The 22,445-nt window shown below is 47.0% G+C and carries 14 protein-coding genes; 12 read left to right on the forward strand and 2 right to left on the reverse strand.

The window, feature by feature from the left end; translation table 11 throughout:
• Window positions 1-37 precede the first annotated feature (37 nt).
• The 3 genes from FC34_RS09280 to FC34_RS09290 all read left to right on the forward strand — a co-directional run bounded on the left by FC34_RS09280 (window position 38) and on the right by FC34_RS09290 (window position 2,532).
• Window positions 38-1,624 carry an Nramp family divalent metal transporter gene (locus FC34_RS09280; protein WP_057895157.1) on the forward strand — a complete coding sequence of 529 codons (1,587 nt, stop codon included), beginning with the start codon at window positions 38-40 and terminating at the stop codon, window positions 1,622-1,624.
• A gap of 12 nt (window positions 1,625-1,636) precedes the next feature.
• Entirely contained in the window at window positions 1,637-2,068 is a 432-nt protein-coding gene (locus FC34_RS09285) for a universal stress protein (RefSeq protein WP_057895158.1), read from the forward strand.
• Between the two features lie 131 nt (window positions 2,069-2,199).
• A complete protein-coding gene (locus FC34_RS09290; protein WP_057895159.1) occupies window positions 2,200-2,532 on the forward strand; it encodes an ArsR/SmtB family transcription factor in 333 nt (110 codons plus the stop codon).
• A 49-nt stretch (window positions 2,533-2,581) separates the two neighbouring features.
• Here FC34_RS09290 and FC34_RS09295 read toward each other — a convergent pair whose 3' ends face one another.
• Window positions 2,582-3,493, reverse strand: a complete 912-nt coding sequence (locus FC34_RS09295) for an SDR family oxidoreductase (RefSeq protein ID WP_057895160.1) — start codon at window positions 3,491-3,493, stop codon at window positions 2,582-2,584.
• Window positions 3,494-3,616: 123 nt separating this feature from the next.
• On the opposite strand from FC34_RS09295, the gene FC34_RS09300 reads away from it, so the two are divergent.
• The 5 genes from FC34_RS09300 to FC34_RS09320 all read left to right on the forward strand — a co-directional run bounded on the left by FC34_RS09300 (window position 3,617) and on the right by FC34_RS09320 (window position 7,067).
• Complete coding sequence (locus FC34_RS09300; protein WP_057895161.1) at window positions 3,617-4,027, forward strand: peptide deformylase; 411 nt, start codon at window positions 3,617-3,619, stop codon at window positions 4,025-4,027.
• A gap of 69 nt (window positions 4,028-4,096) precedes the next feature.
• Window positions 4,097-5,287 carry an iron-containing alcohol dehydrogenase gene (locus FC34_RS09305; protein WP_057895162.1) on the forward strand — a complete coding sequence of 397 codons (1,191 nt, stop codon included), beginning with the start codon at window positions 4,097-4,099 and terminating at the stop codon, window positions 5,285-5,287.
• Between the two features lie 121 nt (window positions 5,288-5,408).
• Window positions 5,409-5,762 carry a hypothetical protein gene (locus FC34_RS09310; RefSeq protein ID WP_057895163.1) on the forward strand — a complete coding sequence of 118 codons (354 nt, stop codon included), beginning with the start codon at window positions 5,409-5,411 and terminating at the stop codon, window positions 5,760-5,762.
• Window positions 5,763-5,826: 64 nt separating this feature from the next.
• Complete coding sequence (locus tag FC34_RS09315) at window positions 5,827-6,390, forward strand: TMEM175 family protein (RefSeq protein WP_057895164.1); 564 nt, start codon at window positions 5,827-5,829, stop codon at window positions 6,388-6,390.
• On the forward strand, window positions 6,387-7,067 hold the full coding sequence (locus FC34_RS09320) for a metal-dependent hydrolase (protein WP_057895165.1): 681 nt from the start codon (window positions 6,387-6,389) through the stop codon (window positions 7,065-7,067). The genes FC34_RS09315 and FC34_RS09320 overlap by 4 nt, the downstream gene beginning before the upstream one ends.
• A gap of 53 nt (window positions 7,068-7,120) precedes the next feature.
• Here FC34_RS09320 and pcp read toward each other — a convergent pair whose 3' ends face one another.
• A complete protein-coding gene (gene pcp / locus FC34_RS09325; RefSeq protein ID WP_057895166.1) occupies window positions 7,121-7,768 on the reverse strand; it encodes a pyroglutamyl-peptidase I in 648 nt (215 codons plus the stop codon).
• 312 nt (window positions 7,769-8,080) lie between these two features.
• Here pcp and FC34_RS09330 point away from each other — a divergent pair, with 312 nt between their 5' ends.
• The 4 genes from FC34_RS09330 to FC34_RS09345 all read left to right on the forward strand — a co-directional run bounded on the left by FC34_RS09330 (window position 8,081) and on the right by FC34_RS09345 (window position 22,432).
• Window positions 8,081-14,278 (forward strand): TIM-barrel domain-containing protein, encoded by a 6,198-nt coding sequence (locus FC34_RS09330; protein ID WP_057895167.1) that lies wholly within the window; start codon window positions 8,081-8,083, stop codon window positions 14,276-14,278.
• Between the two features lie 144 nt (window positions 14,279-14,422).
• Window positions 14,423-15,307 (forward strand): aldose 1-epimerase family protein, encoded by an 885-nt coding sequence (locus FC34_RS09335; RefSeq protein WP_057895168.1) that lies wholly within the window; start codon window positions 14,423-14,425, stop codon window positions 15,305-15,307.
• Between the two features lie 196 nt (window positions 15,308-15,503).
• The gene (fba, locus tag FC34_RS09340) at window positions 15,504-16,385 is read left to right on the forward strand and encodes a class II fructose-1,6-bisphosphate aldolase (protein ID WP_057895169.1); all 882 of its coding nucleotides are present in this window, start codon (window positions 15,504-15,506) and stop codon (window positions 16,383-16,385) included.
• A gap of 245 nt (window positions 16,386-16,630) precedes the next feature.
• The gene (locus FC34_RS09345) at window positions 16,631-22,432 is read left to right on the forward strand and encodes an endo-alpha-N-acetylgalactosaminidase family protein (RefSeq protein WP_057895170.1); all 5,802 of its coding nucleotides are present in this window, start codon (window positions 16,631-16,633) and stop codon (window positions 22,430-22,432) included.
• The last annotated feature ends 13 nt before the right edge of the window (window positions 22,433-22,445 follow it).

Consider the following 22,445-nt stretch of genomic DNA (forward strand, 5'->3'; position numbering starts at 1 on the left):
TAGGCCCTGGTTCAAGATAAAAAGGAGGAGTCATTTTATGGACAAGGGAGTCAAGAACCCAAAGCAACACCATAAGCTGATTGAATATGCTAATGGGCGGTCGCTTGAAGAAATTAATGGGACGGTCAAAGTGCCGAAAAATTTAAGTTTTTGGAAGACCTTATTTATGTATTCGGGTCCTGGTGCGCTGGTCGCTGTCGGGTATATGGATCCGGGGAATTGGTCAACTTCAATCACTGGGGGACAAAACTTCCAGTACATGTTGATGTCCATCATCTTGATTTCAAGCTTAATTGCGATGTTACTGCAATATATGGCTGCTAAGCTTGGCATTGTAAGTCAGATGGATCTTGCCCAGGCGATTCGGGCTCGAACCAGCAAGAGCCTCGGAATTGTGCTATGGATTCTAACCGAATTGGCGATTATGGCCACTGATATTGCGGAAGTTATTGGGGCAGCGATTGCGTTATATCTGTTATTTCACATTCCGCTAGTGATTGCTGTATTTATCACCGTCTTTGATGTCTTGCTCTTATTATTATTGACAAAGATTGGTTTTAGAAAAGTTGAAGCGATTGTTGTGGCCTTGATTCTAGTCATCCTGTTCGTCTTTGTTTACCAAGTGGCGTTATCCAATCCTGATTGGAAAGGCGTGCTCTTCGGCTTAGTGCCATCCGCTAAAGTGATGGCAAGTTCGCCAGTCATCAATGGGATGTCACCAATTAATGGGGCCCTGGGGATCATCGGGGCGACGGTGATGCCGCATAACCTTTACCTGCATTCGGCCATCTCTCAAACGCGGGCGATTGATCATAATGACGAAGAAGACGTTGCTCGGACTGTGAAGTTTTCGACATGGGATTCAAATATCCAGTTGACCTTTGCTTTCTTCGTCAATGCGTTGTTACTGATTATGGGTGTCGCGGTCTTCAAAAGTGGTGCCGTCAAAGACCCTTCATTCTTCGGACTGTTTGACGCGTTGTCAAACACGTCCATGTTGAGCAACGGAGTCTTAATTGCCGTTGCGAAATCGGGGATTCTCTCTACGTTGTTCGCTGTTGCTTTATTGGCTTCTGGGCAGAATTCCACCATTACCGGGACCTTGACTGGTCAAGTCATTATGGAGGGGTTTATCCATATGCGGATGCCAATTTGGGCGCGGCGTTTGATCACTCGTCTGATTTCGGTGATTCCAGTGCTGGTCTGTGTCATGATGACCAGTGGTAAAAGTGCCGTCGAAGAGCATACCGCCCTTAACAATTTAATGAATAATTCTCAAGTGTTCTTAGCATTTGCCTTGCCATTCTCAATGTTGCCACTACTGATGATGACAGATAGCCGAGTTGAAATGGGCGATCGCTTCAAGAATAGCCTTTGGGTTAAAATTGCCGGCTGGGTTTCAGTGATTAGTCTGACGGGTTTGAACATGAAGAGTTTGCCAGATGCCATCACCGGTTTCTTTGGTGACAACCCCAGTGCAGGCACCGTCAACATGGCCCACATTATCGCCTATATTTTGATTGTGGCGGTCTTAGCCTTGCTCGCATGGACTGTTTATGACCTCTACCGCGGCAACAAGCGTTATGCCAAACATTTGCAAGATGTCGCAGCAGCCAAAAATTAGGAGGAATCCGAAATGGAAGCAAACTTGGAGAAAATTTTAGTTGGGGTGGATGATTCAGATGATGCCTTATTGGCTTTTGACTACGCAATTAACTTGGCCCTTAAGGACAATGCAGAACTTATTGTGGTTTCCGTTCTTGAAAAGGATGAGATGAACGTCTTCCAAGCGTTGGATCGTGACTATATTCATGGTGAGCGGGAAATGTTGGAACAGCATATCTTGGATTTTCAGCAGCAAGCAAAAGATCGTGGTATCCAATCAGTGCGTGCAGTCGTCGCCGAGGGTGACCCAGGAGAAGCGATTGTTAAAGAAGTTATTCCAGCAGTTGAACCCGATCTCTTGGTCATCGGCGCTAGGGCTAAGCAAGGCGTGACCCGATATTTTGGTAGTCAAGCAGCCTACATGGCCAAATATGCACCAGTTTCGGTTACTGTTGTGCGTTAATCACTGACATTGACCTGATAGAATACGTCATTTGAACCGTGAACGGATGTTCGCGGTTTTTTTGTGGTCGGCCTACGGTTATGTATAATGAGAGTGAAGGCAATACGATTTTAAAGGCAAGGGACGGACAAATGACAGCAGACAAGCCAGAATTAATTGACGCGACAGCTTTACAGGAAGCTGAGCGGATTTTTAAATTGTTGAGTAATGCCAATCGCCTCCAGATGTTGAAACTCTTGGAACAACAACCACTAAATGTCGGCGAGATTGGTACGGTTTTGCAGTTAGAACAGTCAGTCGTTTCGCATCAGTTAGCGATTCTGCGTGAACATCAACTGGTTAGTGTGACCAGAGTCGGCAAATCTAGTTACTATCAATTAGACGACCCGCACATTCTGGATGTCGTCAATGAGATGCTGGAGCACGTGGATCACGTCTTGCGCGGCAAAGGACACGGCGCATAAAAATAGCGTTGCGACACCAGCTTCAAGCTGGGCACAACGCTATTTGTTTCTATTTCTTTAATTGGGCGATATTATCAGGATTAGCAAGGAAAGTCCGCATATCACTGAGTAAATCAGTCTCAATGGGATGCCAATCTAGGGCTTGTTGCGTCCAAACACTGCTGGTGGGATCATCGGTAGTCGCCGTTTGGGCAAACCAGCCAAAGTAAGTGTCAGCTTCATCATCTGTGAAGTGGTTAACTGGCAAATGCATGGCATCTGCAATCACTTGGATGATGGCCTTAAACGAAACGCCTTCCTCAGCCACGGCATTATACACTTGCCCAGCGGTGCCTGTCTCCAAGGCATCGACAAAGAGCTTCGCAGCATCCTTACGATGGACGGAAGGCCACACATTAGTGCCTTGGGCAACGTAGCCAGTTTTACCTTGGCGGGCGGCCATTTGCGCAAAGATGGTCCCGAAACCTTGCCGCCCAACATCGTGGACGGTTGGCGCGAGGCGAACAGCCGTGGCGCGCACACCTTGCTTGGCAAAGCTCAATGATAAGGCTTCAGACTGCGCGCGACCAGTTTGATCTTCTGAAAAGTCTTGTTCAGTGGCGGGCCGGCCTAAATTCTGGACGGTTAGTGTCCCAGATGTGTTGACGAAAGGCTTGTCCGACCCGATGAGCGCTTCACCAATCGTCGTGATGACGTTGATATCTTTTTGCACGGCCCCATCAAAGTCGCTAAAATCATTTGTGAACGCGAGGTGGATGACACCATCGCTGGCTTTAGCAGCGTTACTAATGACTTCAAGGTCGTCAAGTGAGCCGTGAACGGCCGTTGCCCCTAACCCTTGTAAGAGAGCAGCTGATTTATCCGAGCGAGCTAAGCCAACAACCTCGTGCCCGCGCGCAATTGCTTCTTTAACAACCTCGGTCCCAATAAACCCGGTTCCTCCGGTAATGAAAATCTTCATAACCACGCCTTCTTTTTGAAAGAGTAACACGGACATAATGTCGCGTGTTGATTTACACCACAGTATCCCGCGACAGCCCTTTTCTGGCAAGAAAAGCTGCTTAAGCGATGATAGGAGAAAAAGATGAAACAAACCATTATTCATGACCAAGCGTTTTTAGCCCAACCATCGACCCCGGCCAGCCCTTTGGACGCGCCAGTGGTCACTAATTTACTTGATACGTTGCGGGCCAATGCCGGCCGAGCAGCAGGCTTGGCCGCCAACATGATTGGCGTGCATAAGCGGATTATTGTTGCTCAAGTGGGACCCTTGGCATTGGCGCTGGTGAATCCGGTGATCACCAAGCAAGTTGGGCCCTACACCACTGAAGAATCGTGCTTATCCATTCCTGGCACCCGCGAAACGACGCGCTATCAATCGATTGCAGTGAGCTATCTCGATGAACAATTTCAACCTCACACGCAAACCTTTACCGATTGGGCGGCTCAAATCATCCAACATGAAGTTGATCACTGTAATGGCGTGTTGATTTAAGCGTTTTGTTATTTACTGATATTCGATAAGCGTTATAATGCAGCTATCTTGATACAAAGGAGCACAACCATGGAAGACTTTCGTTTTAACAACAAAACTGATATTCGTTTCGGTCGCAACCGAATTGAAGAAGAACTGCGTCCGGCTGTTCAACAATTTGGGGACCGCGTGTTACTGGTCTATGGTGGCCAGTCCATCAAGCGCTCTGGTTTGTACGACCAAGTGAAAGGCCTCCTCAATGGTCTTTCTGTGACTGAATTACCTGGCATCGCCCCAAATCCAAAGATTGATTCTGTTCGCGATGGCCAAAAATTAGCCAAAGATAATGACGTTGATGTCATCTTGGCTGTTGGGGGCGGTTCTGTTATTGATGCCGCTAAGGTAATCGCTTCAGCGAAGTTCTATGCTGGCGATCCATGGGACTTGGTTATCAATGCCTCTGAACGAACTAAGTTAGCGCAAGTGCCAGTTGTTGATATTTTGACTTTAGCGGCAACCGGAACTGAAATGAACTATGGCTCAGTGATTTCTAATCCTGAAACCCACCAAAAGCTGGGCACATATGGCCCTAATTCACCGGCTGTGTCTTTCTTGGACCCAACCTTGACTTATACCGTGCCAGCCAATCAAACTGCGGCTGGTTCCATGGACATCATGAGCCATCTCTTAGAACAATATTTTGATGCTGCTGGCGCTAATGATGTGTCTAAAGGCTTGATTGAAGGGCTGATGCGCGCTGTCATTAAGTGGGCCCCTGTTGCTTTAGAAACCCCAGATGACTACGATGCACGGGCTAACTTAATGTGGGGCGCAACCATGGCCTTAAATGGAATTGTCCGTTCTGGGAACCAGAATGGATGGACAGTGCACCCATTAGAACATGAATTATCAGCTTATTATGACATCACCCATGGGGTCGGCTTAGGTATTTTGACCCCACGCTGGATGGAATTTGCTTTGAACGCTGACACAGAAGCATTGTTTGCTCGTTACGGCCGCAATGTCTGGGACTTACGTGGCGATGATGATCAAATGGTCGCTAACCAAGCGATCGAAGCGACTTACAATTGGATTGAAAACTTGGGTATTCCGATGACGTTGCCAGAAGTCGGGATTGCTGATGAGAAGAACTTTGTTGCCATGGCTGACAGCGCCGTTTCCGTTGGTCGCCTGGATGTTGTGCCTTATGTGAAGTTGAATACTGGCGACGTCGTCAGCATCTACAAGGCTTCCATGCAACCACTCAATTTCAATAAATAATGCTGTGAGCGCGTTTCCCTTTGAGGGGACGCGCTTTTTTTGATGATAAGCGTTAATCCACCGCATTTGCGATTGCTTGCGTTATACTCACATTGAAAATAGGTTTGAGGAGGTCTTTTCAATGTTAGATGTTAAAGGTTCAATTGATCGTTTGTTGTGGACGGCAGAGCATCATTACTTGCACATCGTGGCCAAACATGACTTTATGCGCGCATGGGCGGTGCAATTTGAATTAGCTTATACTGACTTTCGGACTATTCAAATGGCCTTGCAACTAGACGGCAATCACGCCGACTTGTTGAAGAAGTTCGCGGCTGATTACGACCAGGTATTCAACTATGAATATGCTTTTGCAGCTGGCGGTGTGGATGGTTTCTACACCCAATATCCAAATCAATCTGATCTTGACGCGTACAAGACAGCCAAGGATGCCCTTGAAGCTGATATCAATCAAATTCAAGCCATCAATGGTTAATGCTTTGTCCAAAAACCTCAATCCTCTAAAATGAGGTTGAGGTTTTTTATGTGGAGATGAGGAAATGAATAAAGGGCGATTTGAAGCCTATACTGATGCCATTATTGCGATTGTGGTTACTTTACTGGTCTTGGAAATTCCGCGGCCAGAAGGATTTACCTTTGCTGCACTGTTGCATGACTGGCGCACCTATATTGTGTACTTGATTACTTTTTTGCAAATTATGGCGATTTGGTACAACCATCATAATTTGTTGAAGTATATTAAGATGTTGAATCACCATGCCTACTGGGCCAACGCAGTCTGGTTATTGTTTCTTTCGACGTCACCATTTGCGATGGCCTGGGTAATGGCATATCCCACGCATTGGCAACCAATCGTATTTTTTGCCGTGTTGTGGCTACTCTGGTCAGTCACGTATTCCTGGCTAGAAGCGGTCCTATTGCGGGCCAACCCGAGTGTCAGCGCCAAGCAGCCAGCCAAGAATTTAATCAATTTGATTATGTTGGCACTCACTATTTTGGTTGCTTTCGTGGCACCACTTTGGGGGATTGCTGTTATAGGATTGTTAACGCTTTGGCTGATTGTCAGCCCGTTTGAATATTCAATCAAGGAGGAAGACAAATGAAAATCATTTATCATGGTCATGCGTGTTTAGAGGCACAGCTGGATGATGGAACGGTGCTGTTGGTGGACCCTTGGATTACCGGCAACCCCCAAACGGATTTAACCTTAGATGTGAAGTGCGACTATATCTTGGTGACCCACGGACATCAAGACCACAGTGGCGATATGGTTGAAGTCAGCCGGCGCAATCAGGCTCCGATTATTGGGATGCCAGAATTGGTTCATTACGCAGAAAGCCAAGGGGCGGTCGAAGGCCATCCCATGAATTTGGGCGGCAAATGGGCGTTTCCATTTGGCGAAATCAAAATGATGCACGCTCAACATAGTTCTAGTTTGGTGATTAATGGCTTACCTGTATATATGGGGGATGCCTGTGGCTTCATGCTGACGATCGATGGCAAGTCCGTTTACTTTGCTGGTGACACCTCGAACTTTGGGGATATGGCACTCTTTGGTAAGGGGTTCGACGTTGAGCTGGCGGTCCTGCCCATTGGAGGCAACTTTACCATGGGGCCTGAAGAAGCCGCCAGCGCTGCTAAGCGGTTGAATGCTAAGCATGTGCTGCCAATTCATTACAATACGTTCCCAACAATTAAGCAGGATCCAGAACAGTTCGCAAAATTGTTGCCTGCTGGTGTGGTTGAAATTGCACAACCAGGTGATACCGTAACGGTTTAAGCGATTCTTTGGAATGCAAAAAGCGTACCGACAAAATTTGCCGGTACGCTTTTTTAGTTAATGGTACCTTCAATACTTTGGATGTCCGCTTGACCGTCTTGATGAACGATGGTGCTAATCGCAGCCGTAATGGCAGCAACGTCCTCCGCAAGGGAAAGGGAGGGTTGGCCCGGCCGATCGATCACTTGCTCAGGTAGATAGGGGATGTGTATGAATCCGGCTTTGATGAATGGGAACTCTTGCTCCCGCATGTACTGCACTTGATACATGATGTGGTTGCAAACATAGGTGCCAGCCGTATTGGAGACTGCAGCCGGTACTCCGGCTGCGCGAATCGCTTTGACCATTGCTTTAACCGGCAATTGGGTGAAGTAAGCTGTTTGGCCGTTGGTTTGGATGGGAGCACCAAGCGGCTGATAGCCAGCGTTATCAGGAATACGACCGTCATCGAGATTGATGGCAATCCGTTCAGGGGTGACCGCCGTCCGGCCACCGGCTTGCCCGATATTCAAAACGTAATCAGGATGGTTGACCGCAATTGCCTCGCGGACGACTTCAGCTGAGCGATTGAAGACTGTGGGGATTTCCAACTTAATAATGGTCGCGCCCGCAATGGTGTCGGGTAATTGTTTGACGGCCTCGATAGCGGGGTTCATTTGGTCAGACCCGAATGGATCAAAGCCTGTTACGAGAATTTTCATCGTCGCCCTCCAAGGTTTTACTTTTTTGCGATTGTAGTTGGGATTTCCCAAGAATGCAAATTATCATGTCAGTGAAAGATTTTAGAAATATTGAATGTAATAACGGTCAGAAATAAATATAACAGCGTGGAATGAATTGTTTTAGTTATGAAACCAAGAATGTAAGCTCGTTTTAAAAGAGTTTATGTTAATGATGGTGTTTTTTGTTATTAAAAAGTATTGCGTTAAATATTGTTAGCGGTTACACTGGTTCTGTTGTAGGAACCAGTTGTTTTTTGTTGTTCATGATTTTTACTATTGGAGGTAGTGTACATGAAAGACAAGCGCCGGATTAAAGTACCACGTAGTTTACTGTTTAGTAGCACGGTATTGACCTTGATGGTGATTGGCGGCACCCATAGCCATACCGTCAAGGCTGAAGAAACAGTCGAGCCGATTACTGCTACTGTGCCGGAAACACAATCGGCGACCGTGGCACCCACGACCGCAAATGTTGACGAAGCTAAGGTAGACGCTCAACAGCCTGGCGGTCAGAAAACCATCACGACTGGTTCTAATCAAGCACCAGTTGCTGTCCCTCAGACAGCGGTTCAAAATCCACCTGTTGCCCAGCCTAGGACTACGGCGGCAGTAACGACCGCGGAACCAGTGGCCGGGCGGACAATTGTGAATGTGATTAAGCAGTCTGATCACTATGATATTCAATATAGTGATTCAACTACAGCACGGGTCTATATTTTTGCCAATAATTTATTCCGGTACTATCTGGATCCAACTGGACAATACGCCGATCCGGCACAATCAGCTCCAAACTTGAACGCCAAAATTATTGTGAAAGACCTAGCGGCGTATGGGTTGGACGCTTTTAATGCTTCAACATTGGAAGCTGCTGGGGACAGTTTCACATTGAAGACGCCGCAAATGAGCATCGTCTTTAATAAGGCAGCTGGGACGATGGCTGTTAATAAGATTTCCAATGGCACCAGCAAACAGGCCTTCACCGAAACGAAGACGACTGACGTCACCAGTACTTCGACGACCGAACATTTGAGCGTTGCTAAGGACGAAAACTTCTTTGGCGGTGGGACCCAAAATGGACGGTTCACGCATCGTGGTGAGCAAGTCAAGATTGTCAACACGAATAACTGGGTAGATGGTGGCGTGGCTTCACCAAATCCGTTCTACTGGTCCACTAATGGATATGGTGTGCTACGGAATACTTTTACGCCGGGACTATATGACTTTGGCTCCACAGATCCTAATGAATTAACGACTACACATGATGAGAACCGTCTGGACGCATTCTATTTTGTTGGGGATACACCGTATCAAATTCTGAAGAGTTATTATGATTTGACTGGTGACCCAGCATTGATGCCAATGTACGGGTTTTATGAAGCACATCTGAATGCCTACAATCGGGACTACTGGGTCGAGGCCAATAAAGGCGATCACAATGCCATTCTTTTCCCGGATGGGAAATACTATGTTGAATATCAACCAGGTAGTGTCCCAGCTGGCAAGACTGGTGTCCTGGAATCGCTGAATGGTGATACGAGTGCCTATCAATTTAGCGCTCGAGAAGTAATCGATCAATATATTAATAACGACATGCCACTGGGGTGGTTCTTGCCAAACGATGGCTATGGTGCCGGTTATGGGCAAACTGGTACTTTGGATGGGAACATCGCTAATTTGAAGAGCTTTGTTGATTATGCAAAATCTAAAGGGGTAAACGTCGGCTTGTGGACGCAGCAGGCCTTGCACCCTGTTGATCCCGCACATCCAACTGATAAAGACCGGGATTTAGAGAAAGAAATCGGCGCCGGTATTACCGCACTAAAGACAGACGTGGCATGGGTAGGACAAGGGTATTCATTTGGGTTATCAGGAATTGATGACGCTTACAACTTATTTGTCAAAACAAAGGATGGCCAAGTCCGGCCATTGATTGTTACCTTGGACGGTTGGGCTGGTACTCAACGATTCGCCGGCATCTGGGATGGGGACCAGACTGGTGGACAATGGGAATATATTCGCTTCCACATTCCAACGTACATTGGTGAAGGCCTTTCAGGTCAGCCAAACGTTGGCTCAGACATGGACGGTATTTTCGGCGGGAACAATCCCGTCATCAACACCCGCGATTACCAGTGGAAGGCGTTCACGCCAATCCAATTAAACATGGATGGGTGGGGGGCTAACCCGAAGAACCCGTTCATCTTTGATAAGAAGACTACCGACATTAACAGAGCTTACCTGAAACAGAAGTCAATGCTGATGCCATATATTTATAGCTCGGCAGCCCAAGCTTCATTTGCTGGCAAGCCGATGGTTCGGGCGCTGTTCCTGGACTATCCAAATGAACCACAAGTCTATACCAACGTTACCCAGTATGAATATCTCTGGGGTGACAACATGTTAGTGGCACCAATTTACCAAAATACCGCCGCTGACAAGGACGGCAATGACATCCGGAATGGCATTTACCTACCAGATAAGAACCAAATTTGGCTGGATTACTACACAGGTAAGGCCTATCAAGGCGGCCAAACGCTGAATAATTTTGACGCGCCAATTTGGAAGTTGCCAGTGTTTGTGAAGGCAGGGTCGATTATCGCGACGACCAATCCAAATAATAATCCATCAGAAATTGATCATACAAATCGCAGTTTCCAAATTTTCCCAGGCGGCACCAATGACTATAGCGTCTACGAAGACGATGGCGTCAGCCAGGGTTATCTGGATGGCCGGTCGGCAACCACACACATCACTAGTGCCTTATCCGACAAGAAATTAACCATCCATTTGGATGTGACGGCTGGCGATTACAATGGCATGATCAAGAATCGGACAACTGAATTGGCCGTCAAGTCTGAAAGCGCGCCTGAAACAGTCACTGCCACTATTGGTGGAAAGACTGTGACCTTGAAAGCAGTCACGAGCGCAGCCGACTTTGCTGCTGGCACGAACGTCTTCCTCTTTGATGAAGCATACAGCACAAACAGTTATTTGAATGATCTCGGTGGGACGGCCCTGAATCAGAAGTTCTTGCGTATTAAGTTGGAATCCAGTGATGTCACTGCTGGCGCAACGAATGTCGTCATTGATGGTGTGACGGTGAATACCCAAGCTGAAAATACCATTCCACCAATGTCAGATAACGTTGCTGTCCCTGGGAACTTCAAAGCTGTTGATACCAAAACGCCTTCCACGAGTCTTCAAGTTACTTGGGATGCTGTTCCAGGTGCTGTGAGTTACAACGTTAAAGTCGATGGGCAAGTGAACACAGGCATTAAAGATACTTCATTTATTCTTGATGCGCTAAAACCTGAAACAACGCATACTTTCCAAGTACAAGCCGTTACTGCCGATGCATCATCAGCATGGAGTGATGAATTGGCGATTGCCACCGTGCCAGATCCGATGCGGAATGCTTTAACGGTAGTTCGAAATCAAGTTGAGTCAAACATTAAAGGCGTTGATGTTTGGCAGAGCGGATACGGCGTTGACAAACTTTTTGACAAAGATTTGTCCTCACAAGCTCACTCAAATTGGTTCGCCAGTGCCGGTGATGTGAAACAGTCAGCCACACCAATGACCATTGCAACTGATTTTGGCGAGGCTTATGATTTAGCGCAATTCATTTACGTCCCTCGTCAAGATGGCGGGAACAATGGGATGATCACCAAGGCGAAGATTAGTTATAGTTTGGATGGTATTCATTGGCAGTCAACCGGACAAGATTACATTTGGCAAGCTGATAAGACGAATAAGGAAGTTGACTTCCCTGTTGGGACATGGGCTCGTTATGTGCAGATTGAAATCCCTGCTGGCGGTTCTGTTGGGGACTTTGTTTCTGGGAATGAATTTCTGTTTATGAAGCGGGATAATACCTCGGGTCGTGTGGTTGGTGATATTTCAAATGATGGCACAATCGACAATAACGATGCGACATCATTGAGAAATTATACTGGTCTAACAAAGGGCAAGGATAGTGACTTCCAAGGTTACGTATCAAATGGCGATATTAATGGTAATGGGGTCATTGACGCCTACGATATTAACTATGTTTTGGCCCAACTTGATCCAGCAATTACACAACCAGATACAACTGTTCCAACGGGTGTCTTAAGCTTAAGAACTGATAAAACGTCATACAAACCTGGTGATCAAATTAAGGTGACGCTTGTCGGGACTGGAATGAGCGGTGTTAACGGTCTGAGTGCCCGGGTTCATATTAACGGAGCTGAACTCAAGTTGTCAGGCGACTTCAGCAGTACTGCCGCATCGGCCAAGATGACTAACTTCTCGAAGTATCGTCTCCATACGGACGGATCAGAAGATTTATACCTGGTGCTGGTCAACCAAGGTGATCAACCACGCTTGAGTGGGGATCAGACATTGATGACATTTACGCTGACAGCCAACAAGGCTATTAACGGCAAGGACATTTCCTTACAACTTGCGGACGGTGAATTGGTCAACCAATATTCACCAGAAACGATGACGCTTGAACAAGATCCAATTTTGCTCACTCAAGACAAGGCAGATACCTCACAATTATCTCAAGCAATAACGATTGGTGAGAGTTTGAAGCCAGATGCTTTCACAGCGGATAGTTGGCAAAAGCTAGCTGATGCCATTCAGGCCGGTAAGACCGTGCTGACCGGCAATGATCCAGATCAGGGCGCAGTTGATACAGCTGCAAAGGCCATTACGGATGCGATTTCACAATTAGCGCCTGCCAAAGAGCTTGATAAATCGAGTCTTCAAAGTGTTATTGACAGTGCTAAAGCTATTGATGCCTCAGCTTATACGCCAAATACTGCCAAGACTCTCACCGACGCATTGAGCAAGGCCACTACCGTCATGAGTAATGATGGCGCGACTCGGGAGGAAGTTAATCAAGCTGCTGCTGATTTAATTTCGGCCTTGGGACAATTGCAAACGCGGGCAGACAAATCAGGCCTGCAAGCAACGCTTAACAAAGCAGCACAATTAACAGAAAAAGACTATACACCAGATACTTGGGCGGCCTTACAGGCGGCTGTGGCAAAAGGTGATAAGCTCATTCCTGATGAAAATGCGGTCCAAGCTGACGTCATTGCAGCGACCGCAGCGATTCAGTCGGCAATTGATCAGCTAAAACCAATTAAAGACAATTCAACTAGCAAGATTGCTTTGGCAGATAGCATTAGTCAAGCTGGCCAACTCAAGGAATCTGACTATCAACCTGCTAATTGGCCAGCCTTCACTGAGGCATTGGCAGCTGCTAAGAAGGTTCAAGCTGATGACAACGCAACTCAGGCTGAAATTGATAGTGCAAACCAAGCATTGAAAGCTGCAATGAATGCGCTGGTGCCAATCGATGACACAGTTGATAAGACGGCTCTAGAAGCTTTGGTTGAGAAAACCAACAAGCTGGATCCGGCCAACTACACTGCGGGTTCGTGGATTGCGGTCGAAAATGCACTTGAGAATGCGAATAAAGTGCTCAAGGACGATCAGGCAACATCGGCAATGATTAAGGCAGCAATTGATCAAATTAACACCGCTGTTGGTAAATTAGAAGCCATTAAGCCTTCACAACCTACCCCGACACCAACGCCAACTCCTGCCATTAGTGGTGGTGTAACGCACGTGACGGTTGGGACCAACCCAGCGTTAGTCGATTGGCTGAAAGGTGTCAGCGTTGATAACGCTGGCGGCACAACACCAGCGATTACCGTGGATCACACTAAGGTGGATTTCAATAAGCCAGGCACCTATCAAGTGGTTTACAGTACTGTCGTCAACGGACAAACAATTACTAAGACCGTTGATTTAGTCGTCGATACCCAAGCAACGGCACTTTCTGGAAACGTGGTGGTAGATTACGCGCCAGATTACGGGATTGCGGTCTGGAATCTTGATGGCAATGGGAAGCCAACTGTCTTTAGCGGTAAGCGCGCGATGACAGGTACTTGGTATGACATTAAGCAGGCCATTAGTATTGATGGCAAGACATTTTATGAATTAACTAGTGGTGGCTTCATTGATGCTGGATATACACAAACAGGCGATGTCTATCTGGCTAAATTCCCAGGCATTGTGACAATTAAGTCAGCTGCTACGGTATTCACTGACGCTAAGGGGATGCAGACTGATGGGCGGACGTTGGCAGTCGGCACGAGTTGGAAAGTCTTCAATCTCGTGTACTTGCCAAACGGTGACAAGCTGTACAACCTTGGTGGAAATCAATACATCAAAGTGGAGAATGCTCAAGTTGGTCAGTCTGTCGCTAAACCAGTTGTGACATCAGTCAAGCAAGTTGTTGCCGTAAACTACACACCTGGTTATGGCATTGCACTTTGGAAGGACAATGGCGGTACCACTTTTGCCGGTCGCCATCTGGCCACAGGTTCGAAGTGGAAAGTCAGTGCCATTGCAAAGTGGGCCAACGGCAAGACCTTCTTGCAAGTTGGCACAAATCAGTGGATTGATGCCCGCTATACCAAGGCAGTTTAGTATCAAAAATGGGCCCCCGATAACGGGGCCTATTTTTGTGGCGCTTGGCGGAATAGTTGAATTAACCGGTAATGAGTTGCATGATAAGAGCGTAAGTAAAACGCAAGCGGTTTCAGCTTGGCGATGAAAGAAGAGGAAGAGTGAATGTTAACGATTGAGAATGGTAAATTTCGGGCCACCATTAGTGAAATGGGTGCCGAACTCCAAAGTTTAGTGAACCGCAAGGATGACTACGAGTTCATCTGGTCGGATAAAGGCCGCGGTATTTGGCCTCGGCATGCGCCCATTTTGTTTCCAGCGATTGGGAAATCTAACGATGATCAATATATGATTGATGGCCAGTTGTACCCAATGCACCAACACGGTTTCGCTCGCGATTTTCCTTTCACATTAGTCAAGCATGACAAGGGTTCAGCAACATTTAGCCTTAAATCAAACGACGAAACCCGGACGATGTTTCCCTATGATTTTGAACTGCTGGTGACCTATACCTTAAACAAAAAGGGCCTGTCAATTGATTACACCGTTAAAAACGTGGACAAGGAAGACTTTGCTTTTTCACTGGGCTCCCATCCGGGCTTCCAAGTCGCTGTTAATGATGAAGGTGACTTCGATGATTACAGCCTGACGCTGACGCCAGTGGATGGGGCCATTAAACAATTTGATATTGATCCGGTCCCATTCCGCGATGGCGACATCTCCGACTTGGATGCGGCTGAAGACAACAAAATTCCATTGACCCATGAGCTGCTTGATGATGGCTTAATTATTTTGGACAATCCCGAAATTCAAAGTATCAGCTTGAGTTCGCCCAATCAGAAGCACAGCGTGACATTGCAGGTTAACGATTTCCCTTATTTGGCAATCTGGAGCCCTGAACACAAAAATGCACCGTTTGTTTGTGTTGAACCCTTCAATGGTCTACCTGATGAATTTGGTGATCCGAGCGATTTGTTCCATAAAGAAGGCAATGTCGCCGTCAAAGCCCGGGATCAAAAACAGATGAGTTATCAAATCGACCTCGTCTAGTGAAAGTTTTCAGAAAGATGAACAGTAAAAATTCACTAAAGTAAAAGACCGTGTCACAGACAGTTACTGAAAGCGCTGTCTATGGCGCGGTTTTTGGTCTCTGAGGCGGCTTTAATTTTTCAGTCCACATTATGAAAAAGTGTGTTAAAATATCTTGGTAAGTGAATAACAATATTTCCTAGGAGGAATTCTATTTATGCCATTAGTCAACGCTGCTGAAATTGTTAAGGCTGCTCATGAAGGCCACTATGCAATTGGCGCATTTAACACCAACAACTTGGAATGGACTCGTGCCATCTTAGCTGGTGCACAAGAAAAGAACGTTCCAGTTATCATCCAAACTTCTATGGGTGCTGCTACATACATGGGTGGTTACGAATTTTGTAAGACCATGATCGAAGCAACTGTTAAGTCTATGGGTATCACAGTTCCTGTTGTGATTCACCTTGACCACGGTAGCTACGATGCTGCTAAGGAAGCCATTGCTGCTGGTTACAACTCAGTTATGTTTGATGGCCATGACTTACCTTTTGAAGAAAACTTAGCTAAGACTAAGGAAATCGTTGCTTTAGCACATGCTAAGGGCATTTCTGTTGAAGCTGAAGTTGGTTCAATTGGTGGTGAAGAAGACGGTATCGTTGGTGAAGGCGAATTAGCTGATGTTGAAGAAGCTAAGCAAATCGCTGCTACCGGTGTTGACTTCATGGCTGCTGGTATTGGTAACATTCATGGCCAATACCCAGATAACTGGAAGGGTCTGCACTTCGACCGTCTCCAAGAACTTAACGATGCTGTTCCAGTACCATTAGTATTACACGGTGGTTCAGGGATTCCTCAAGAACAAGTTCAAAAGGCTATCACAATGGGTGTTTCTAAGTTGAACATCAACACTGAATGCCAACTTGCCTTTGACAAGGCTACTCGTGAATATATCGAAGCTGGTAAGGACCAAGTTGGTAAGGGCTTCGATCCTCGTAAGTTACTTAAGCCTGGTACTGATGCTATCCAAGCAACCTTTGAAGAAATCACTGGTTGGATTGGTAACAAGCCTATCAAGCTCGTTCCAGAAGCTATCTAATTTAAGATTACAACATAAGCGTTCGGCAGAAGCCGGACGCTTTTTTTGTATAATTTTCTCCGAATATTGCACTTTTAAAATTGGCTTATTTTTTATAAATATTGATTGGAAGCTGATTGAAAACTAAATATATAAAGCTTTCATTGATATCCGTCATTTCAAGGTATTTTATTAGTTGTTTATTTATGCTAAATAGCGGTTATACTCTCATTGTAAACACTTACAAAATTTTGGAGGGTACAAAAATGACGAAGATTGGTTCTCAAGTTAAGTCAGTTGGTAAGTTTGTGTTCCTGTTCAGTGGCTCCATTCTTTCCGTGACGGCGATTCAGCAGGCTCAGACCACTGCGCATGCGGCTGAAACGGCACCAGCAACAACGGCGACCACTGCCGCACCGATCACTCAAGCACCTGCTCAAGCGAGTCCAACCAGTGCACCGGCAACTGCGGTTCCGACTGCCGCACCAGCGACCGCTGTTCCAACTGCTGGCGTTACAAATCCATATGTCGCCAGTGATCAGATTACTTGGCAAGCGGGTAGTGTCCAGTCAGGGAATGAAGCGGCCAATGTCAGTGATAAGAATCCAAGCACATTGTGGCATTCCAGTTGGAATGGCACTGATGTCGATCATAACTATATTCAAGCTGACTTAAAGCAGGCGACAACCCTCAATGGGTTAACGTACATGCCACGACAAAGTGGTACCAATGGGATTGCGACCGCCTACAGTATTCAAGTCAGTGATGATGGCCAAACCTGGCGGCCAATTAAGACGGGTCAATTGGCTGCCAATGCGGCCATTAAAGTCATTGATTTCGACGAGCCAGTGACGACCATGCATGTTCGCTTCCAGATCACGGCGGCTGTTAATGACAATCCAAGTAGTAAATTACTTTTTGGCTCAGCGGCCGAAATGTTCTTGAACTTGCAGACAAGCGCTCAAGCAACTTATAAACCGGACTTCAACCAACAACAGACGGGCTGGCAAGCTAATCCGAGTCTTGGCAAGCCAACAGTCACCACCGCTAACAACACTGTCACCGTGACAAATAACGATTCGACGAATCCAAACGCCGTTACCTATGACACCAACGCCCCATCACAAACTGATGGGGAGTTCCAAGTGGCCTTTACCACACCTAAAACAAATGCCTCACAAATTGGCTTCTTATTCCGCGCTAACGGCACTAAATGGAGCGGTGTGGAATACGACACCGGGAATGGCTGGGTGCTAGAATCTTCTGATCATGGGTTCAAAACCATTAATGGACCTGCCCTAGCACCGAGTCAACAATATGTGTTGAAAGTGCAATACATTGGCAATTGGTTGAACGTCTTTTTGAATGGTCAGTCGTTCTTCACGGGTACGAGTGCGAACATCGGCTTGGACGCCGGTTACTTTGGGATTCGGTCATGGCGTTTTGTTAAAGACCTGACCATTAATAGCTTGCAAGTGGGCGAATTAGGTAGCATTCCTGATTTGCCGAATCCACCAGTTTCCACCACACCATCCGATAGCTACACCCGGGCCGGGAACCAACCAATTCTTTCGCCAACCGTACAAGTGAATTACACGTATGGCCCCGCTCAGAGTGCCCCAGTGGTCTGGGATACGATTGATCCAAGTCTGTGGGGAACGGATAAGGTTGGGACAACGTTTGAAGTCAATGGGACCGTCACCATCAACGGCAAGACGCTGACAGCCAAAACCACCGTTCACGTGCTCGATCCGAACGTTGAATTGGAACAAGGCACTGATATTGTTGCTGGGGATATGGCAGCTCGACTGGACCCAAATCATTTGCGGATTATCGGTTACACGAACCAAAAGATCGGCAAACACATGATGGCTAGCACCACGATTAATGATTCAGTGGTGATTAACGGGAAGACATACACGCCAACAATCTCAAGCAAGCAAGATGGCCAAAGCAAGATGGTTTACACTTTGACATTCGCCAACTTCCCAGATTTAAGCTTTGATATTGCCTTTGAAGTCACGGCCGACAATCAACTGCAAATTAAGATGCAGAATGTTCAAGATCCAAAGAACCAACTGAACTCAATCAGCTTGCCAGGCTTACAACTGGTGAGTGTCAATGCCATGGATAAAGGCGCGCAATTTGCTGGTGCCACCATTTATCTGGCTACCAATGCTTACGCAAACAAAAACGGGGATACCATTACTGATCTGACCAAAGACGCGACCCTTGATGCCAATGCGAAGGGCTATGCCTATGGCTTCTTGTCTAATGCAGATACGTCAGTGGCGGTTTACAGTACTTCTGCCGACGATTTGCGCTCTGGTGGGACCAAGTATGATCGTCTGTACAAACAAACGGTCACCACGGATCAAGGCCGTGTTACTGTGCTGACCAGTGGTGAATTCACGTACCGGCCAAGTGCCGTCAGCGAATTTGGCGGTAGTTTTACTGCCCCAGACGGACATGATGCACTTGATCCAATGCCGGCAATTACCGTCAAATTGACGAGTGATCAAAATGGCGATGGCGTGGTCGATTGGCAAGATGGTGCGATAGCTTATCGTTCTATTACGCCCGCACCAATTGGGGCTGATCAAATTAAGAATTTGGTCGTTGACCGCATTCCATTTAACTTTGCCAGTGAAGCTACTAATCCATTTACCAAGACCTTGGACGAAACCAAGCGGATTTACAACAGTACGGATGGCTTAGGGCAGGATATCTTGTTGAAAGGTTACGCCAATGAAGGCCACGATTCCGGTCACCCAGACTACTTCTCCGTTGGGGAGCGGATTGGCGGTGTTGATGCGCTGAAAGCCATGATTGCCGAGGCTCATAAATATGGCGGCAAGATTGGGGTCCACATTAACGCCACTGAAGCTTACCCAGAAGCCAAGAGTTTTAGCGACGGCAAAGACGGGTCGACACCATTAGTGAACACCGCCAAAAAGGGCTGGGCATGGTTAGACCAAGCCTACCTGATTCAAGAACGGGAAGACGCAATTTCAGGTGATCGTCTTGATCGGATTGCTGAACTAAAAGCCCTTGTGCCTGAGCTCGACTTTATCTATGTGGATGTTTGGGGGCAACAAGGTGAAAGTGGCGCTGAGAATAAGCGCCTCGCTGAAGAAATTCAAAGTAATGGTTGGTGGGTCCAATCTGAATTCCCACAAGCTATGGAAGGCGACTCGCTGATGAGTCACTGGGCAGTCGACGTTAACTATGGCGGCGACTCCACGAAGGGAATTAACAGTAATATCGTCCGCTTCATGTTCAATGACCAGCGCGATACTTGGATTTCAAAGAACAATGAAAATCCATTACTTGGTGGAGCACAGCTCCAAGCGTATGAAGGCTGGGCTGGGGCAAGTAGCTATGATCAGATGATTACCAAGACTTTCAGTGAGAACCTGCCGACCAAGTTCTTGCAACATTTCCAGATTCAAAACTGGCAAACCACAATGGACACTGCAGGGAAAAATAACGGGACCATTAAATTTACAGGTAACGTTGTTTCAACGAATGACAATGCCACACAAACGCACCAAATTCTGCAAGACGGTCGCGTTGTCTTAAATGGAGATAGCTATCTGTTGCCATGGTGGTCGGCTGACGGCAAGACTGCTGACAGTAAGTTGTATCACTTCAATGCTAAGGGGGGCGCCACCACTTGGACCTTGCCTGACAGCTGGACCAATGAAAGCAAAGTGGTTCTCTACAAGCTGACTGATCAAGGCCGCGTAGCTGTTGGCACACTGGATGTGACCAACCATCAAGTGACCATCGACGCTGATGCTAATCAAGCCTATGTTGTGGCTAAAGTTGGGGATACGTTTGCGGCTGCAACCGATTTTGGTTCAGGCACTGGCATTAAGGACCCTGGGTTTAATGAAAAGGACACAATCGCTAAGAATTGGAAAGTTGATCAAGGACAACCAACGATTGCTCGGAATACCAATGGCGACTATGAACTGAGCACTGGCACAAGTGCTCTACAGATGAGTCAAAATGTTAGTTTGGCGGCGGGTCAATACTCGGCAATGATCCAAGTCTCTTCACAGAATCGTCCTGGGCAATTGATTATTCAACAAGGCGGGAAGACTTATGTGGGGACAGTCGTTGACTCTGTCGCGCAAAACTATATTCGTGGGGATGCTCATCACACAGTTGGTAACGGTGCGACCGAAACCTCGTATATGCAGATCTTGCGGGTTGACTTTACTGTCGCTGGCACAGGCCAAACTAAGTTGATCTTGGCTGCGGCGGATGGCTCTGGGGAATTGCTGTGGGATAATTTACGGATTGTGTCACGGCTGACAACGCCTAATAAAGATGAAGTGGCCACCGAAATCCCAGGGACTGATAGCCATGGCCGACTTATCTATAGTCAAGACTTTGAAGATACTTCCGCCACTGGCCTAGCACCATTTGTTATGGGCAGTGCGGATGGGGTTAACGACCCGCGGACGCACCTGTCTGAGAAGCATGCGCCATATACGGACAAGGAATGGAAGGTTGGTAAAGAAAGTAGTGATACCTTCCAATTGGACGATACGATTGATGGTAACTGGTCTTTGAAGTCTTATGAAGAAAGTGACGGTCTGCTGCTACAAACTTTGCCACAGACCATTGGTTTCCAAGCTGGCGGCAAGTACCAAATTGTCTTCAGTTACGAAGCGGATACGGCTGATGCATTCACGCCATTCATTGCACATGGAGAGTTTGATGCTAACAAGACTGATAAGCAATTCGCCACCTTGAGCAAGACCAATGACAAGACTGGCGTGTTCAGCGGTGAGTTTGAGGTCCCAGCTGACGTCAATAATGCTTGGTTCGGCCTTTATAAGTCGGCTGGAGATGGTTCGGGAACCGTCGTGCTGGATAACTTTAAGGTTTATCGATTAACCGATGCCCCAACTGTTCAAAGCGAGGATATTGTTGTTGAACAAAATGCTGCTAAACCGGACTACTTGGCTGCATTAACTGCGTTGGGAACTAACGGCCAAGAGACGGCGAAGACGGGATTAACTGTTGATAGCTCAAAGGTTGATTTATCAACCCCAGGCGTCTACACCGTTACCTATACGGGTACGGTGAACGGTCAGCCTGCAAGTGGATCATTCCTTGTGACTGTACTTGCCGCAGATAATCAAACCCCAAGTAATCCTGGCACCGGGACTGAAACCCCAGGCACTGGTGAAGAACTGACCGATGCCATTGCGACAATTGTGCAACATGGCACGCCGGTGATTGTTTATGATCAAGTCAACGGGACTGCTACCAGTAAGCAACTGGCTGAAGGGACTGATTGGAAGGCCTTCCGTCAAGTTACGGACGCAAACGGCATGGTTTGGTATAACTTAGGTGGTAACCAGTGGATTAAAGGCGATGGTGTCATTTTGGATGCTAAGCCTGCCACATATAACCACAATCGGACGGTCGGTGTCATCAGTGAGACAGCAGGTAGTGTCGTCTATACAGCCCCTGGTGTCAGTGGTAAAGCCACTAACCAGACGTTGAAAGTTGGTACGGCTTGGCAAATTTCTGCCACGGTCACAACTAAAGACGGCCAGACTTGGTATCGTGTCGGCACCAATCAATGGATTAAAGCTGATGGTGTGGTCTTTGACCATGTGCAAGCCTTCCGCGGTGTTGGTGTGATTAACTACGCTCCTGGCTACGGGATTGCCGTTTGGTCTGATCAAAATGGGACTAAGTTCACAGGCAAGCGTCTGGAAACGGGCTCGAGTTGGAAACTCTTCGCTAAAGCAACCGGTAAAAATGGGCATACCTACTATAACTTAGGTGGTAACCAATGGATTGATGGCGCGAACCTAATGCTTTTGCCTAATTCGGCGGCCGCAAAGGTGACTAAGAATTCTGCAAAATTGAAAGTTGCTGCACCGGTGTGGACCACCTCTGAACAGAAGCAACAAGTTAAACGTTTAGCTGCGGGGCAACAAGTGACTGTCATTGCCACTCAAAATACGGCTAAAGGTGTGATGCTGCAGATTGCTGCTAATCAGTGGATTCAGGCTGATTTAACCAACGGCATTCGGTAAGGTCCAGATTGAA

It is taken from the genome of Lacticaseibacillus brantae DSM 23927, from assembly GCF_001436115.1.
In the GTDB taxonomy this organism is placed as follows: Bacteria; Bacillota; Bacilli; order Lactobacillales; family Lactobacillaceae; genus Lacticaseibacillus; species Lacticaseibacillus brantae.